We start from the raw sequence: 14,290 nt of genomic DNA on the forward strand, positions 1-14,290 counted from the left end.
CTACCTGGTTTGCTCACATAACGGGGCCAGAAACTGGAACAGCTCGCGGGATGACCAGCATTTGCGGCCATAAGCGCGAACGGGGACAACGGGCATCAGCGCATTGCAGATAACAACTTCATCGGCAGCCAACAGCGCCTCTTCCTTAGCGTTGACTTCGACAACACGAAAGCCTGCGCGTGCCAGCTGGTGCATACAAAACTGCCGCATAATGCCGTTGACGCCGGCCTGCTCCAGCGAAGGCGTGAACACGTCACTACCCTTCCGCCAGAGTAAATTAGCCGCACAGCATTCCGTAATGTACCCTTCGCTGTCAAGAACCAGCGCCTCCCCGGCCTCCGTCTGCTCAAGATGAGTACGAATTAGCACCTGTTCAAGGCGGTTGAGATGTTTTATGCCAGCGAGCATCGGGTTTCTTCCCAGACGTACCGGACTTAGCGCCAGGGCTACGCCCTCTTCACGCCAGTGCGCATAATGGGAAGGATAATCTGAAACGGAAAGGATCCGCGTAGGATGCAGACAGGCAGAACCGCTATAGCCCCTGCCACCGCTCCCGCGGCTGATAATGACTTTCAGGACGCCGCTTGCTTTTTCTGACGCCAGCCGACGCATCTCACTTTCAAGAATGTCCCACTGCGAGAAGGGGATCAGTAATGTTTCGCAGGCTTTTTGTAAACGAAGGATATGGGCCCCGAGCAGGCACACGTCACCGTCGAGAATACGCGCAGTCGTGAAACAGCCATCGCCAAACTGGGTCGCCCTGTCGCTTGCCGGCAGCGTGTCTTGCTCAAGGCCATTAATCAAAAACATAGTGGCTCCTTATGCGTGGAGGCTCAGTCTGGCAGGATGTGAACAGCCGGACAAGGGGATTTCGCCTAATAAAAAAGGCCCGGCAAGCGGACCTTTTTTATCGTCAGCGACTAACCAGACTCAGACCTTTTTGAAGATCAGAGAACCGTTAGTCCCACCGAAGCCGAAGGAGTTACACAGGGTATACTCCATACCGCTAACCTGGCGCGCTTCGTGAGGAACGAAGTCCAGATCGCAACCTTCATCCGGGTTATCCAGGTTGATGGTTGGTGGTACAGCCTGATCGCGCAGCGCGAGAATAGAGTAGATTGACTCTACTGCCCCCGCAGCGCCCAGCAGGTGACCGGTCATGGATTTCGTGGAGCTCACCAGCACACGGCTGGCAGATTCGCCGAAGATAGACTTAACAGCCTGCGCTTCTGCTTTATCGCCCGCAGGGGTAGACGTCCCGTGCGCGTTAACGTAGCCAATCTGTGCCGGCGTAATGCCCGCATCACGGATGGCGTTTTCCATCGCCAGCGCAGCACCTGCGCCATTCTCTGGAGGAGACGTCATGTGATAAGCATCGCTGCTCATGCCAAAGCCAACAACTTCAGCATAAATTTTCGCGCCACGTTTTTTCGCGTGTTCGTACTCTTCCAGTACGATCATGCCTGCACCGTCACCCAGCACGAAACCATCACGGTCTTTATCCCACGGACGGCTCGCCGCCTGAGGATTATCGTTTCGGGTAGAGAGCGCACGCGCTGCACCGAAACCACCGACGCCCAGTGGGGTACTGGCTTTTTCAGCGCCGCCCGCAACCATAGCATCTGCATCGCCGTACGCAATGATACGCGCGGCCTGGCCGATGTTATGCACGCCAGACGTACAGGCTGTCGCGATTGAGATGCTTGGGCCACGCAGGCCGAACATAATGGTCAGGTGACCTGCCACCATGTTGACAATCGTAGACGGAACGAAGAACGGGCTGATTTTACGCGGGCCGCCATTCATCAGAGATGTATGGTTTTCTTCAATCAGACCAAGACCGCCAATCCCGGAGCCGATAGCGGCGCCGATACGGGTCGCGTTCTCTTCCGTAATCTCAAGGCCAGAATCCTGCATGGCCTGAACGCCAGCGACAATTCCATATTGAATGAAGGCATCCATCTTGCGCTGTTCTTTGCGCGAGATGATCTCTTCACAGTTAAAATCCTTTACTAAGCCAGCAAATTTCGTTGCATAGGCGCTAGTATCGAAATGGTCGATTAGGCTGATGCCGCTCTGACCGGCAAGGAGAGCTTTCCAGGTGGACTCTACGGTATTGCCGACAGGAGACAACATGCCAAGTCCGGTCACAACTACACGACGCTTAGACACGCTTGTCCTCCAGGGAGGGATAAAAAAAGAGATTCGTGGGACAACAAAAGATAAAACTCAGGCGGTCGAATGACCGCCTGGAGATGTTCACTTACGCCTGGTGACCGTTGATGTAATCAATGGCAGCCTGAACGGTGGTGATTTTCTCAGCTTCTTCGTCCGGAATCTCAGTATCAAACTCTTCTTCCAGAGCCATTACCAGCTCAACGGTGTCAAGAGAATCTGCGCCCAGGTCTTCAACAAAGGAAGCGGAGTTCACAACTTCTTCCTGCTTAACGCCCAGCTGTTCGCCGATAATTTTCTTAACGCGTTCTTCGATAGTGCTCATACTCTTAAATTTCCTATCAAAACTCGCTTTCGCGATGGTTTTCGTAGTGTATAAAATGTTGAAAAATTTGCAACTAAATCCCGGCAGGTCTTACCACGATTTTACGTTATTTTGAGGCCATTTGCCCAAATAACGCAAATATTTTCGATCGTGATTAAACCATGTACATCCCGCCGTTGACGTGGAGGGTTTCACCAGTGATGTAACCCGCTTCGTCAGAGGCTAAAAATGCAACCGCGCTGGCGATTTCTTTAGGGTCGCCAAGACGACCCGCTGGAACTGCCGCCAGCGTACCCGCACGCTGCTCATCAGTTAGCGCACGCGTCATGTCCGTTTCAATAAAGCCCGGAGCAACAACGTTTACAGTAATTCCGCGGGACGCGACTTCACGCGCCAGCGACTTACTGAAACCGATCAGACCTGCTTTCGCCGCAGCGTAGTTAGCCTGACCAGCATTTCCCATGGTACCAACCACAGAACCTACAGTGATAATACGACCATGACGCTTTTTCATCATAGCGCGCATTACCGCTTTTGACAGACGGAATACAGATGACAGGTTGGTTTCGATAATATCGTTCCACTCGTCGTCTTTCATTCGCATCAGCAGGTTGTCGCGAGTGATCCCGGCATTATTGACCAGAATATCCACTTCGCCAAACTCTGCGCGAATATTTTCCAGAACAGATTCGATAGATGCTGGTTCAGTCACATTCAGTACCAGACCTTTACCGTTCGCACCCAGATAGTCGCTGATGGCCTGTGCGCCATTCTCGCTGGTCGCAGTCCCGATCACCGTTGCGCCGCGCGCAACCAGTGTTTCAGCAATAGCGCGCCCAATACCGCGGCTTGCGCCGGTCACCAGGGCAATTTTTCCTTCAAAACTCATGGTATTCCTCTTTTATTGCGAGAGTGCCGCTTTCATGGCTTCCGGCTCGTTAATCGCCGAGGCAGTCAGGGTATCTACAATACGTTTTGTCAGACCGGTAAGTACTTTACCTGGACCGACTTCATACAGATGTTCCACGCCCTGAGACGCCATAAATTCAACAGTTTTAGTCCACTGAACCGGGCTGTAGAGCTGGCGAACCAGCGCGTTACGGATAGCCTCCGGCGCGGTTTCGCACTTCACATCGACGTTATTCACAACGGAAATCGTCGGTGCGTTAAAGGTCATTTTTTCCAGCTCAACCGCGAGCTTATCGGCTGCGGGCTTCATCAGCGCGCAGTGAGACGGCACGCTCACCGGCAGGGGCAGTGCACGTTTTGCGCCCGCAGCTTTACAGGCAGCGCCTGCACGCTCAACCGCTTCTTTATGACCCGCGATTACCACCTGGCCTGGCGAGTTAAAGTTTACCGGAGAAACGACCTGACCTTCAGCAGATTCTTCACAGGCTTTAGCGATAGAATCATCATCCAGACCAATGATGGCAGACATGCCGCCCGTGCCTTCTGGCACCGCTTCCTGCATGAATTTACCACGCAATTCAACCAGGCGTACCGCGTCAGCGAAGGCAATCACGCCAGCGCAGACCAGCGCAGAGTATTCACCGAGGCTATGACCCGCCATCAGCGTCGGCGCTTTGCCGTCCTGCTGCTGCCATACGCGCCACAATGCGACGGATGCCGCCAGCAGTGCCGGTTGAGTCTGCCAGGTTTTGTTCAGTTCTTCAGCGGGGCCCTGTTGGGTCAGCGCCCACAGATCATAACCCAGCGCGTCAGAAGCTTCACGGAAAGTCTCTTCAATAACCGGATAGTTTGCTGCCATTTCAGACAACATCCCAACAGTTTGCGAGCCCTGTCCCGGGAACACAAAAGCAAATTGCGTCATTTTTTAATCCTTATCCTAGAAACGAACCAGCGCGGAACCCCAGGTGAACCCGCCACCAAAGGCTTCAAGCAAGACCAGTTGGCCCCGTTTAATTCGTCCATCGCGTACCGCTTCGTCAAATGCGCACGGTACCGATGCCGCAGAGGTGTTGCCGTGGCGATCGAGCGTCACCACAACGTTATCCATAGACATGCCCAACTTCTTCGCCGTCGCGCTGATAATACGCAGGTTTGCCTGATGCGGTACCAGCCAGTCGAGTGCGGCGCGGTCCAGATTGTTCGCTTCCAGCGTCTCATCAACGATGTGAGCCAGTTCAGTCACGGCCACTTTAAACACTTCGTTACCTGCCATTGTCAGGTAAATTGAACTGTCCGGATTAACGCGATCGGCGTTAGGCAGCGTTAACAGCTCGCCGTAGCGGCCATCGGCATGCAGGTGCGTGGAGATGATGCCCGGCTCTTCGGACTGCCCCAGCAGCACCGCGCCCGCGCCATCGCCAAAAATAATGATCGTGCCGCGATCGGTTGGATCGCAGGTACGCGCCAGCACGTCAGCGCCGATCACCAGCGCATATTTTACGGCGCCCGATTTTACATACTGATCGGCGATGCTCAGTGCATAGGTGAAACCCGCGCATGCTGCTGCAACATCAAATGCCGGGCAGCCTTTGATGCCGAGCATGTTCTGCACCTGGCACGCTGCGCTTGGGAAGGCATGCGTGGCAGAGGTGGTCGCCACCACAATAAGCCCGATCTGTTCTTTATCAATGCCAGCCATCTCAAGCGCTCGCTGAGCGGCTTCGTAGCCCATGGTGGACACAGTTTCGTCTGGCGCGGCGATACGACGTTCACGGATACCTGTGCGCGTGACAATCCACTCGTCAGACGTATCTACCATTTTTTCAAGATCGGCGTTGGTACGCACTTGTTTTGGCAGGTAGCTGCCGGTACCTAAAATCTTCGTATACATGTACGCTCAGTCACTTTTAGCTAATACAGATCCCAGGCGAGCGGCAATCCTCTGAGGGACTTGACGCTGCACCGCCTGCACTGCCTGTTCAATCGCGACGGTAAATGCTCGCTGATTGGCGGCGCCATGACTCTTAATCACGATGCCGCGCAATCCTAACAGACAGGCGCCATTATACTGGTCGGGGTTGAGGTGACTGAATCGCCGCGTCAGGCTTTTTTGTAACCAACGCTTTAATATAATCAGCCACCAGGACCTTTTTTTACCGTCTCCCTGCGATTTCAGCAGAGAAAGGAACATTCGTACGACCCCTTCCATGGTCTTCAACGTCACGTTTCCGGTGAAGCCATCACACACTAATACATCCGTTTTGCCCGTCAGCAACTCATTGGCTTCGAGATAACCAATATAGTTGATGGAGGGGACCTGTTTGAGTATTTCCGCAGCGTCGCGGATACTGTCCAGACCTTTGGTCTCTTCTTCACCAATATTCAATAACGCAACGCGGGGATTGTTAATCCCGAGCACGTCTTCTGCCAGCACCGACCCCATAACGGCAAACTGAGCCAGCATTGTACTATCACAATCCACGTTAGCGCCCAGATCCAGCACCACCGTTTTGCCCTTCTGCTGATGCGGTAACACCGTCACCAGCGCCGGACGCTCAATGCCCTCAATCGGCTTGAGCAATAATTTCGACAGCCCCATCAGCGCGCCAGTATTTCCCGCGCTGACGCAAGCCTGTGCTCGCCCTTCTTTCACCAGCTCCAGCGCCATTCGCATAGAGCTGCCGCGGCTATTACGAATAGCCTGCGATGGCCGGGCATCACTGGCAATAACTGACTGCGCAGGAATAATCTGCAGACGCGAACGTTGTTCAAAGTCAGCTTTTGCAAGTAATGGCGTGATTGTGTCGGGATTACCGACTAAAAGAAGTGTGAGTTGCGAATTAGAATTCAGTGCCTGCAATGCTGCAGGCACTGTCACGGTAGGGCCAAAATCTCCCCCCATGACATCTAACGCCAGGGTTAGACGTGTCAAGGTATCGTCGCAGCCTGGTTCGGTAAACTCCCCGTTTGCACGGGGAAGTTCCTCACTAAGCCTAATCACGCTGACGCGTGATTACTTAGTGATAACCTTGCGGCCGCGGTAGAAACCGTCAGCGGTGATGTGGTGACGCAGGTGTTTCTCACCAGAAGTCTTGTCTACAGACAGGCTGGTAACTGCGGTCAGCGCGTCATGGGAACGACGCATGCCACGTTTGGAACGGGTTGGTTTATTTTGTTGTACGGCCATGGACCTTACTCCTCAATTACTTACGCTTTAAGCTGGCTAATACGGCAAATGGGTTTGGTTTTTGCGCTTCATCAGGCAGTTCCCCAAAGACCATGTCCGCCTCGGACACTTCACAGTGTTCAGAATCATGCACCGGAACGACTGGCAGGGAGAGGATGACTTCATCTTCAACCAGCGCCAGAAGATCGATTTCACCGAATTCGTTAACCTCAATCGGCTCGTACGCTTCCGGGAGTGCTTCAGCCTGTTCGTCAGAACGAACCGGACTAAAACAATACGTTGTGTGAACATGCTGTACAAACGGTTTCCCGCAACGCTGACATTCGAGCGTTACCGTCACCTTTGCATCACCGGTTAACACGGCGAGACGCTGGTTGTCGATAGCGAACGACATGGAGCATTCTACATCACTGTCCACACTGACTACAGATTCGGCAATACGCTCAGCCTGATCGGAAGAATAGATTCCTTCGTAATCGAGGCGTTTTTGAGCCGTACGAACCGGATCAAGAGTCAGGGGTAATTTTACCTTTTGCATAGGGCGCGCATATTAACTTTGTAACGTCATAGAGTCAAAGAAAAAGGCAACCAGAGCTGCCTTTTGCCAATTATTCGCACACATTGCGGCCTGTAGTTTAAAATGGCTGGCATCGATACGCTATATCTGGTGATAAAAATATGCCAAATCTCGTCCTTGCTTCCACTTCACCTTATCGCCGAATGCTGCTGGAAAAGCTCGGGATCCCGTTTGAATGCGCTGCGCCGGAGGTGGATGAAACGCCACAGCCGGGCGAGTCACCGCGTCATCTGGTGACCCGTCTCGCGAAAGAGAAAGCACAGTCGCTGGCCGTACGTTACCCCGCTCATCTGATTATAGGCTCCGATCAGGTTTGTGTGCTGGACGGCGAAATCACCGGCAAACCGTATACGGAAGAAATCGCCTGCCAGCAGCTTTTGCGTGCGAGAGGCAGTATCGTGACCTTTTATACCGGCCTGGCGCTTTATAATTCTGCTTCCGGTCATCTGCAAACCGAGTGCGAGCCGTTTGATGTGCACTTCCGTCATCTTAGCGAACAGGAGATTATGGATTATGTGCGTCGGGAACGTCCGCTGAACTGTGCAGGGAGCTTTAAAAGTGAAGGACTAGGGATTGCGTTGTTCGACAAGCTCGATGGCCGCGATCCCAATACGCTGGTGGGGTTGCCGCTGATTGCGCTGTGCCAGATGTTAAGGCGAGAAGAGTGTAATCCGCTGACGATGTGACCGTTGCGGCCTGATGCCCCCACCCCGGCCCTCTCCCTGTGGGAGAGGGAGAAAAACATGTAGGCCGGGTAAGCGCAGCGCTACCCGGCACAAAATCAGCCGCGCAGAACTTTCAGACAGCGTTTGAGCTGCTCATCCAGCGGCGCTTCAATACGGATAACTTCACCGGTATTAGGATGGGTGAACTTCAGCGCTGCCGCATGCAGGAACAGACGCGATAGCCCCGTCCCCGCCAGCTGCTTATCAAATTCGCGATCGCCATAGCGGTCATCAAACGCAATCGGATGGCCCGCAAACTGGGTATGGACGCGAATCTGGTGAGTACGCCCCGTCACCGGACTACAGCGCACCAGCGTGGCGAATTCGTAGCGCTCTTCAACTTTAAAGCGCGTCTCAGACGGTTTCCCTTCCTGATTAACACGAACAATGCGCTCGCCGCTTTGCAGAATATTTTTCAGCAGCGGCGCCTGCACCACTTTCACGTGGGACTGCCACTGGCCGCGCACCAGCGCCAGATAATCTTTCTGCATCCCTTTTTCGCGCAGCTGTTCATGCAGTGAACGCAGCGCAGAACGTTTTTTCGCCACTAGCAGCACGCCAGAGGTATCACGGTCAAGACGGTGAACCAGTTCGAGGAAACGCGCTTCCGGGCGCAGCGCGCGTAACCCTTCAATCACGCCGAAGCTCAGGCCGCTCCCCCCGTGTACCGCCGTTCCGGACGGTTTATTCAGCACCAGAATGTGGTCGTCCTCATAAAGGATAACGTCGCTCAGGGCCGCGACTTTTTGCAGCTTCGGAGAAACGACCTCTTCTTCACGCTCTGCAACACGTACCGGTGGAATGCGGACTTCATCGCCCGCCTCGAGCTTATACTCTGGCTTCACGCGTTTTTTGTTCACCCGCACCTCGCCCTTACGCAAGATGCGATAAATCATGCTTTTTGGCACACCCTTCAGCTGGGTGCGCAAAAAATTATCGATACGTTGCCCCGCCTCGTCGTCGGCGATGGCAACCATTTTTACGGCTGGAGTCTCTGTTTTCATGGTTGGCGATTCTAAATAGCGTCAGGCATTAGCGCCACTCATTTTTCTATGCTTATATTTACTTTTATCCGGACCGCTCCCCTTTCGCGCAATCGATTTGGTGGTTATTAAACCAATCACCCCGTTGAAGTGAAGAAACTGTGAGTAACCGGGTGATAATTGGTAAAAGTCATCTTGCTATAACCCGGCGAGCAGTGGAATAATGAATCCGTTTTCCGCGTTAAATCCGGGTTTTGTAAGGATGTCGACGGAATGACCAATTTTGTCTGACCGATCATCCACGCAGCAATGGCGTAAGACGTATTGATCTTTCAGGCAGTTAGCGGGCTGCGGGTTGCAGTACTTCCCGGTATAAGGATTGTTCTCTGGAGAGTTTTCCCAGGCAATTCCCCTGATAATTGCGCTGTGTTTCCGTATGAAACACAGGCAACCGACACTCTGCGCCTCTTAAGCGAGCGACAACCGTGAGGTTGGCGACGTGAATAGACACGAGGCCATCGGTTCATACCCCGGAAAGCGTCACCTTGCCCGCAGCTTTGTCGTCAATGTAAGAATAACGAGTAAGTTACGATGAAAAGAATGTTAATCAACGCAACTCAGCAAGAAGAGTTGCGTGTCGCCCTTGTGGATGGGCAGCGCCTGTACGATCTGGATATCGAAAGTCCTGGACACGAACAGAAAAAAGCGAACATTTACAAAGGCAAAATCACCCGCATTGAACCAAGCCTTGAAGCTGCATTTGTCGATTACGGTGCTGAGCGTCACGGTTTCCTTCCTCTCAAAGAAATCGCCCGCGAATATTTTCCTGCAAATTACAACTCCCATGGCCGTCCGAACATTAAAGATGTTCTGCGTGAAGGTCAGGAAGTTATCGTCCAGATCGATAAAGAAGAGCGTGGCAACAAAGGTGCCGCACTGACCACCTTTATCAGTCTGGCAGGAAGCTATCTGGTGTTGATGCCAAACAACCCGCGTGCGGGTGGCATCTCTCGCCGTATCGAAGGTGATGACCGTACAGAGCTGAAAGAAGCGCTGGCAAGTCTTGAGCTGCCAGACGGCATGGGCCTTATCGTGCGCACCGCAGGCGTCGGCAAATCTGCCGAAGCATTGCAGTGGGACCTGAGCTTCCGTCTGAAGCACTGGGAAGCCATCAAGAAAGCGGCTGAAAGCCGTCCTGCTCCGTTCCTGATCCACCAGGAAAGCAACGTCATTGTGCGTGCCTTCCGTGATTATCTGCGTCAGGACATCGGTGAAATTCTGATTGATAACCCGAAAGTGCTTGAGCTGGCTCGCCAGCACATCGCCGCGCTGGGTCGCCCGGATTTCACCAGCAAAATTAAACTGTACACCGGTGAAATCCCGCTGTTCAGCCACTATCAGATTGAATCCCAGATCGAGTCTGCCTTCCAGCGTGAAGTGCGTCTGCCGTCCGGCGGTTCTATCGTTATCGATACCACCGAAGCGCTGACCGCTATCGACATCAACTCCGCGCGTGCAACCCGCGGCGGCGACATCGAAGAGACCGCCTTCAACACCAACCTAGAAGCCGCTGATGAAATCGCCCGCCAGCTCCGCCTGCGCGACCTGGGTGGTCTGATTGTTATCGACTTCATCGACATGACCCCGGTTCGCCACCAGCGTGCGGTTGAAAACCGTCTGCGTGAAGCGGTGCGCCAGGATCGCGCGCGTATCCAGATTAGCCATATCTCGCGCTTCGGCCTGCTGGAAATGTCCCGTCAGCGTCTGAGCCCGTCACTCGGCGAGTCCAGCCATCACGTCTGCCCGCGCTGTTCCGGGACAGGTACCGTGCGTGACAATGAATCGCTCTCCCTCTCTATTCTGCGTCTGATTGAAGAAGAAGCGCTGAAAGAGAACACCAAAGAGGTTCACGCCATTGTTCCGGTGCCGATTGCCTCCTACCTGCTGAACGAAAAACGTGCAGCGGTGAGCGCAATCGAAGCGCGTCAGGGCGGCGTTCGCTGCATCATCGTGCCAAACGACGAGATGCAGACCCCGCACTATCACGTGCTGCGCGTGCGTAAAGGTGAAGAGACAAGCACCCTCAGCTACCTGCTGCCGAAGCTGCATGAAGAAGAAATGGCGCTGCCATCGGATGAAGAGCCTGCCGAGCGTAAACTGCCTGAGCAGCCTGCATTAGCAACCTTCATCATGCCGGAAGCCCCGCCGGAAGCTACGCTGGAAAAACCAGCGGCAAAACCTGCCGTGCAAAAGGCGTCCCCTGCCGTGCCAAAAGCGCAGCCTGAGCAGCCGGGTCTCCTGAGCCGCATCTTCGGCGCGCTGAAAAAAATGTTTGCTGGCGAAGAAGTTCAGCCTGAGCAGCCGAAAGAAGCGCCAAAAGAAACGAAACCAGAGCGTCAGCAGGACCGTCGTAAGCGTCAGAACAATCGTCGCGATCGTAATGACCGCAACGACCGTAGCGATCGTAACGAGCGCCGTGATAATCGTTCCGAGAACAACGAAGGTCGTGAACAACGCGAGGACAACCGTCGCAACCGTCGCGAGAAGCAACAGCAGAACGTTGAAGATCGTGAGATTCGCCAGCAGGCGGGCGATGAGTCCGAGAAGAGCAAACAGCGTGACGAGCAGCAACCTCGCCGCGAGCGTAACCGTCGTCGTAACGACGAGAAACGCCAGGCCCAGCAGGAAGTCAAAAACCTGAACCGCGAAGCGCCTGTTGAACAGCAGGACACGGAGCAGGAAGAGCGTACTCAGGTTATGCCGCGTCGTAAGCAGCGTCAGTTGACCCAGAAAGTGCGTGTGGGTGCTGTTCAGGCGGAAGAAAACGACGTTATCGCGGTTGAAGCAGCAGAAAGCACAACGGGTACACAGGTTGCGAAAGTTGACCTGCCAGCCGTAGTAGAAAATCAGGTTGAGCAGGACGAAAGCAGCGAAAACCGTGACAACGCAGGTATGCCGCGTCGCTCCCGTCGTTCTCCGCGTCATCTGCGCGTGAGCGGTCAGCGTCGTCGTCGTTACCGTGACGAGCGTTACCCAACTCAGTCGCCAATGCCATTGACCGTGGCGTGCGCGTCACCTGAGATGGCATCCGGTAAAGTCTGGATCCGTTATCCGGTTGCTCGCCCGGAACAGGCTGTTGAAGAACAGGCTGTGACCGAAGAGGTGATTGCACCGATAGCAGCGGTGGAAGACGTCGTGACTGAAGCGGCAACCGTGGTTGAACCGCAGGTTGTTGACACGGCGGCACCGCAGGCTGTGGAAGTGGAAACGACCCATCCTGAAGTCATTGCTGCGCCGGTTGATGCCGCTCCGCAGATCATTGCCGAAGAAGATACCGTGGTAGCTGAAGAAGTCGCGGAAGACGCTCAGCCAGTCTCCGCAGCAGAAGAGCCCGCAGACGTTACCGTCGAAACGGTGACTGAAGAGGTTGTTCAGGACGTCGAGATTCAGGTTGAACCTGTTGTCGAAGAGGTCAAAGCGCCTGAAGTGAAATCAGAGCCGATTGAGGTCGTTGCAGCTGTAGCGCCTGCTCACGTTGCTACCGCGCCGATGACTCGCGCCCCGGCACCTGAGTATGTGCCTGAAGCGCCACGCCATAGCGACTGGGTTCGTCCGGCATTCAACTTCGAAGGCAAAGGTGCTGCCGGTGGTCACAGTGCAACGCACATGGCTACTGCGCCAGCTACTCGTCCTCAGCCTGTTGAATAACGCACGCTAATACTGAAAGCCGACCTTCGGGTCGGCTTTTTTATGGCTGTTGCAGGGGCTTTCTCATTCCGGTGACCTCCGGCATTATCTGCCGCATCAGCTCCAGAAAACGCCGCAAGCGCGCCGGATAATAACGAGACCAGGGGTAAACCAGATGTACCGGTAGCGCTGCCGGCTGCCACTCTGGCAGTAGATGCACCAGTCGTCCTTCCTGAATATCATCCTGTACTGTCCAGCTGGATACCACCGCAACGCCTAGCCCGGTGAGTGCCGTATTGCGCGCCACATACAGGCTGTCGGTACTCAGGCGTGGCGTAATGGTAACCCGCGTCGGGGCAGATGATGCATCGTGGAAAAGCTCCACATGGCGTTGATAAAAAGAGCTGATGGCAATCCAGGGAAGCTGTTGCAAATCTTCCGGCGTTTTAACCGCGGGATAACGGGCCAGTAATTCCGGTGAAGCCACCACCGAGCGCGGCACTTCAGCCAGCAGCACGGACACGGTTGCCGGATCGACTTCCACACCCACCCGAATAGCACAGTCAAGGTTGTCGCCGAGGAAATCAACCGAGCGATCGTTGAGCATCCACTCTACAGAAAGCTGGGGATAGCGCTGCAAAAATTCGGTTAACGGTTTCAGAAGCTGATCCTGGCCAAACGCGTGCGGGGCGCGCACCCTCAGCACCCCAACCGGTTCATCTTCCGTCTGCCCTACCTCGTCTTCCAGCGCCAGCCAGCTGTCAATCACCCGTCGGGCATGCTGATAGCAGCGTTCGCCGTCATCGGTCAGCCGGGTCGTATGGGTTGTGCGCAGCATCAGGCGTACTCCCAGCATGGTCTCAAGCGACTGCAACCGTCGGCTCACCGTGGCCTGGGTTGTTGCCAGCTGACGTGCTGCCGCAGAAAGAGACCCCGCCTCCACAATGCGAACAAACGTTCGCATCAGTTCTACCCGATCTATACGCTCAGGCCTTTTCATACCATTTCTATCCATACGCTACACGTATAAGCGTTTTACCACCGCGCCCGCTACCGTCGCAAGGCGTACTGATAAAAAATAGCCGCACACGACGAATGAGGAACATCTTATGAACACAACTACCACCCGGGCCGTAAGCCGCTGGGTAATCTTAATGCTGGCGCTCGGTGCGGGCTTTAGCGTGGCATCCATCTATTATGCCCAGCCTCTGCTGCCGCTGATGGGCTCAGACCTGAACCTGAGCATCGAAGGCATGGGCATGGTCCCGACGCTTACCCAGGCGGGTTATGCCTTAGGTATTTTGTTTCTGCTCCCGCTCGGCGATCGTCATGATCGCAGAACGCTGATCCTGATAAAAAGTGCGGCTCTGGCGCTGTTCCTGCTGGGTTGTAGCCTGACCGGACAACTGCACTCCCTGCTGCTCACCAGCCTGCTGATTGGCATGGCCGCCACCATGGCGCAGGATATTGTCCCGGCCGCAGCGATCCTCGCGCCGGAAGGCAAACAGGGAAAAACGGTCGGCACGGTGATGACCGGCCTGCTGCTGGGGATTTTGCTCTCCAGAACCGTGAGCGGCGTGGTGGGTGAGGCCTTTGGCTGGCGGGTGATGTATCAGCTGGCCGCCGCAAGTATTGCCTTTGTCGGCGTGGTCATGTGGGCCGTGCTTCCCCGCTTCGCCGTTCACTCCACGCTGAGCTACCCGGCGCTGATGCGCTCCATGG

The 14,290-nt window shown here is 54.7% G+C and carries 14 protein-coding genes; 3 read left to right on the forward strand and 11 right to left on the reverse strand.

Annotated features, from left to right (window positions below; all coding sequences use genetic code 11):
• From pabC to yceD, 9 genes are all read right to left on the reverse strand, one after another.
• Positions 1-810 carry an aminodeoxychorismate lyase gene (gene pabC, locus DD606_RS17480; RefSeq protein ID WP_045350108.1) on the reverse strand — a complete coding sequence of 270 codons (810 nt, stop codon included), beginning with the start codon at positions 808-810 and terminating at the stop codon, positions 1-3.
• Positions 811-930: 120 nt separating this feature from the next.
• A complete protein-coding gene (gene fabF, locus DD606_RS17485; RefSeq protein ID WP_003857950.1) occupies positions 931-2,172 on the reverse strand; it encodes a beta-ketoacyl-ACP synthase II in 1,242 nt (413 codons plus the stop codon).
• A gap of 91 nt (positions 2,173-2,263) precedes the next feature.
• The gene (acpP, locus tag DD606_RS17490; protein WP_003857954.1) at positions 2,264-2,500 is read right to left on the reverse strand and encodes an acyl carrier protein; all 237 of its coding nucleotides are present in this window, start codon (positions 2,498-2,500) and stop codon (positions 2,264-2,266) included.
• Positions 2,501-2,654: 154 nt separating this feature from the next.
• Positions 2,655-3,389 carry a 3-oxoacyl-ACP reductase FabG gene (fabG, locus tag DD606_RS17495; protein ID WP_003857956.1) on the reverse strand — a complete coding sequence of 245 codons (735 nt, stop codon included), beginning with the start codon at positions 3,387-3,389 and terminating at the stop codon, positions 2,655-2,657.
• Between the two features lie 12 nt (positions 3,390-3,401).
• Positions 3,402-4,331, reverse strand: coding sequence for an ACP S-malonyltransferase (gene fabD / locus DD606_RS17500; protein ID WP_045345714.1), 930 nt, complete (start codon positions 4,329-4,331; stop codon positions 3,402-3,404).
• 15 nt (positions 4,332-4,346) lie between these two features.
• The gene (locus DD606_RS17505; protein ID WP_003857960.1) at positions 4,347-5,300 is read right to left on the reverse strand and encodes a beta-ketoacyl-ACP synthase III; all 954 of its coding nucleotides are present in this window, start codon (positions 5,298-5,300) and stop codon (positions 4,347-4,349) included.
• A gap of 6 nt (positions 5,301-5,306) precedes the next feature.
• Positions 5,307-6,341, reverse strand: a complete 1,035-nt coding sequence (gene plsX, locus DD606_RS17510) for a phosphate acyltransferase PlsX (protein ID WP_003857962.1) — start codon at positions 6,339-6,341, stop codon at positions 5,307-5,309.
• 81 nt (positions 6,342-6,422) lie between these two features.
• Positions 6,423-6,596: a 50S ribosomal protein L32 gene (rpmF, locus tag DD606_RS17515; protein ID WP_003857964.1), complete on the reverse strand. Its 174-nt coding sequence runs from the start codon at positions 6,594-6,596 to the stop codon at positions 6,423-6,425.
• 16 nt (positions 6,597-6,612) lie between these two features.
• Positions 6,613-7,134, reverse strand: a complete 522-nt coding sequence (gene yceD, locus DD606_RS17520) for a 23S rRNA accumulation protein YceD (RefSeq protein ID WP_003857966.1) — start codon at positions 7,132-7,134, stop codon at positions 6,613-6,615.
• Between the two features lie 140 nt (positions 7,135-7,274).
• Here yceD and DD606_RS17525 point away from each other — a divergent pair, with 140 nt between their 5' ends.
• Positions 7,275-7,859 carry a nucleoside triphosphate pyrophosphatase gene (locus tag DD606_RS17525; RefSeq protein WP_032628189.1) on the forward strand — a complete coding sequence of 195 codons (585 nt, stop codon included), beginning with the start codon at positions 7,275-7,277 and terminating at the stop codon, positions 7,857-7,859.
• Between the two features lie 95 nt (positions 7,860-7,954).
• Here DD606_RS17525 and rluC read toward each other — a convergent pair whose 3' ends face one another.
• Positions 7,955-8,902 carry a 23S rRNA pseudouridine(955/2504/2580) synthase RluC gene (gene rluC, locus DD606_RS17530; RefSeq protein WP_003857970.1) on the reverse strand — a complete coding sequence of 316 codons (948 nt, stop codon included), beginning with the start codon at positions 8,900-8,902 and terminating at the stop codon, positions 7,955-7,957.
• 570 nt (positions 8,903-9,472) lie between these two features.
• Between rluC and rne the strand changes: the two genes are divergently transcribed.
• Positions 9,473-12,589 carry a ribonuclease E gene (gene rne, locus DD606_RS17540; protein ID WP_109948528.1) on the forward strand — a complete coding sequence of 1,039 codons (3,117 nt, stop codon included), beginning with the start codon at positions 9,473-9,475 and terminating at the stop codon, positions 12,587-12,589.
• A 40-nt stretch (positions 12,590-12,629) separates the two neighbouring features.
• Here rne and DD606_RS17545 read toward each other — a convergent pair whose 3' ends face one another.
• Positions 12,630-13,568, reverse strand: coding sequence for a LysR family transcriptional regulator (locus tag DD606_RS17545; RefSeq protein WP_086598422.1), 939 nt, complete (start codon positions 13,566-13,568; stop codon positions 12,630-12,632).
• Positions 13,569-13,677: 109 nt separating this feature from the next.
• Here DD606_RS17545 and DD606_RS17550 point away from each other — a divergent pair.
• Positions 13,678-14,290, forward strand: a 613-nt coding sequence (locus tag DD606_RS17550) for an MFS transporter (RefSeq protein ID WP_139158323.1), incomplete at its 3' end; no start/stop codon positions are given.

This window comes from Enterobacter cloacae complex sp. GF14B (assembly GCF_004136805.1).
Lineage (GTDB): Bacteria > Pseudomonadota > Gammaproteobacteria > Enterobacterales > Enterobacteriaceae > Enterobacter > Enterobacter hormaechei_C.

What these genes read in the sequence shown, in the direction of transcription:
- pabC (WP_045350108.1), bottom strand. Translation starts at nt 810, where the DNA reads ATGTTTTTGATTAATGGCCTTGAGCAAGACACGCTGCCGGCAAGCGAC.
- acpP (WP_003857954.1), bottom strand. Translation starts at nt 2,500, where the DNA reads ATGAGCACTATCGAAGAACGCGTTAAGAAAATTATCGGCGAACAGCTG.
- fabG (WP_003857956.1), bottom strand. Translation starts at nt 3,389, where the DNA reads ATGAGTTTTGAAGGAAAAATTGCCCTGGTGACCGGCGCAAGCCGCGGT.
- fabD (WP_045345714.1), bottom strand. Translation starts at nt 4,331, where the DNA reads ATGACGCAATTTGCTTTTGTGTTCCCGGGACAGGGCTCGCAAACTGTT.
- DD606_RS17505 (WP_003857960.1), bottom strand. Translation starts at nt 5,300, where the DNA reads ATGTATACGAAGATTTTAGGTACCGGCAGCTACCTGCCAAAACAAGTG.
- rpmF (WP_003857964.1), bottom strand. Translation starts at nt 6,596, where the DNA reads ATGGCCGTACAACAAAATAAACCAACCCGTTCCAAACGTGGCATGCGT.
- yceD (WP_003857966.1), bottom strand. Translation starts at nt 7,134, where the DNA reads ATGCAAAAGGTAAAATTACCCCTGACTCTTGATCCGGTTCGTACGGCT.
- DD606_RS17525 (WP_032628189.1), top strand. Translation starts at nt 7,275, where the DNA reads ATGCCAAATCTCGTCCTTGCTTCCACTTCACCTTATCGCCGAATGCTG.
- rluC (WP_003857970.1), bottom strand. Translation starts at nt 8,902, where the DNA reads ATGAAAACAGAGACTCCAGCCGTAAAAATGGTTGCCATCGCCGACGAC.
- rne (WP_109948528.1), top strand. Translation starts at nt 9,473, where the DNA reads ATGAAAAGAATGTTAATCAACGCAACTCAGCAAGAAGAGTTGCGTGTC.
- DD606_RS17545 (WP_086598422.1), bottom strand. Translation starts at nt 13,568, where the DNA reads ATGAAAAGGCCTGAGCGTATAGATCGGGTAGAACTGATGCGAACGTTT.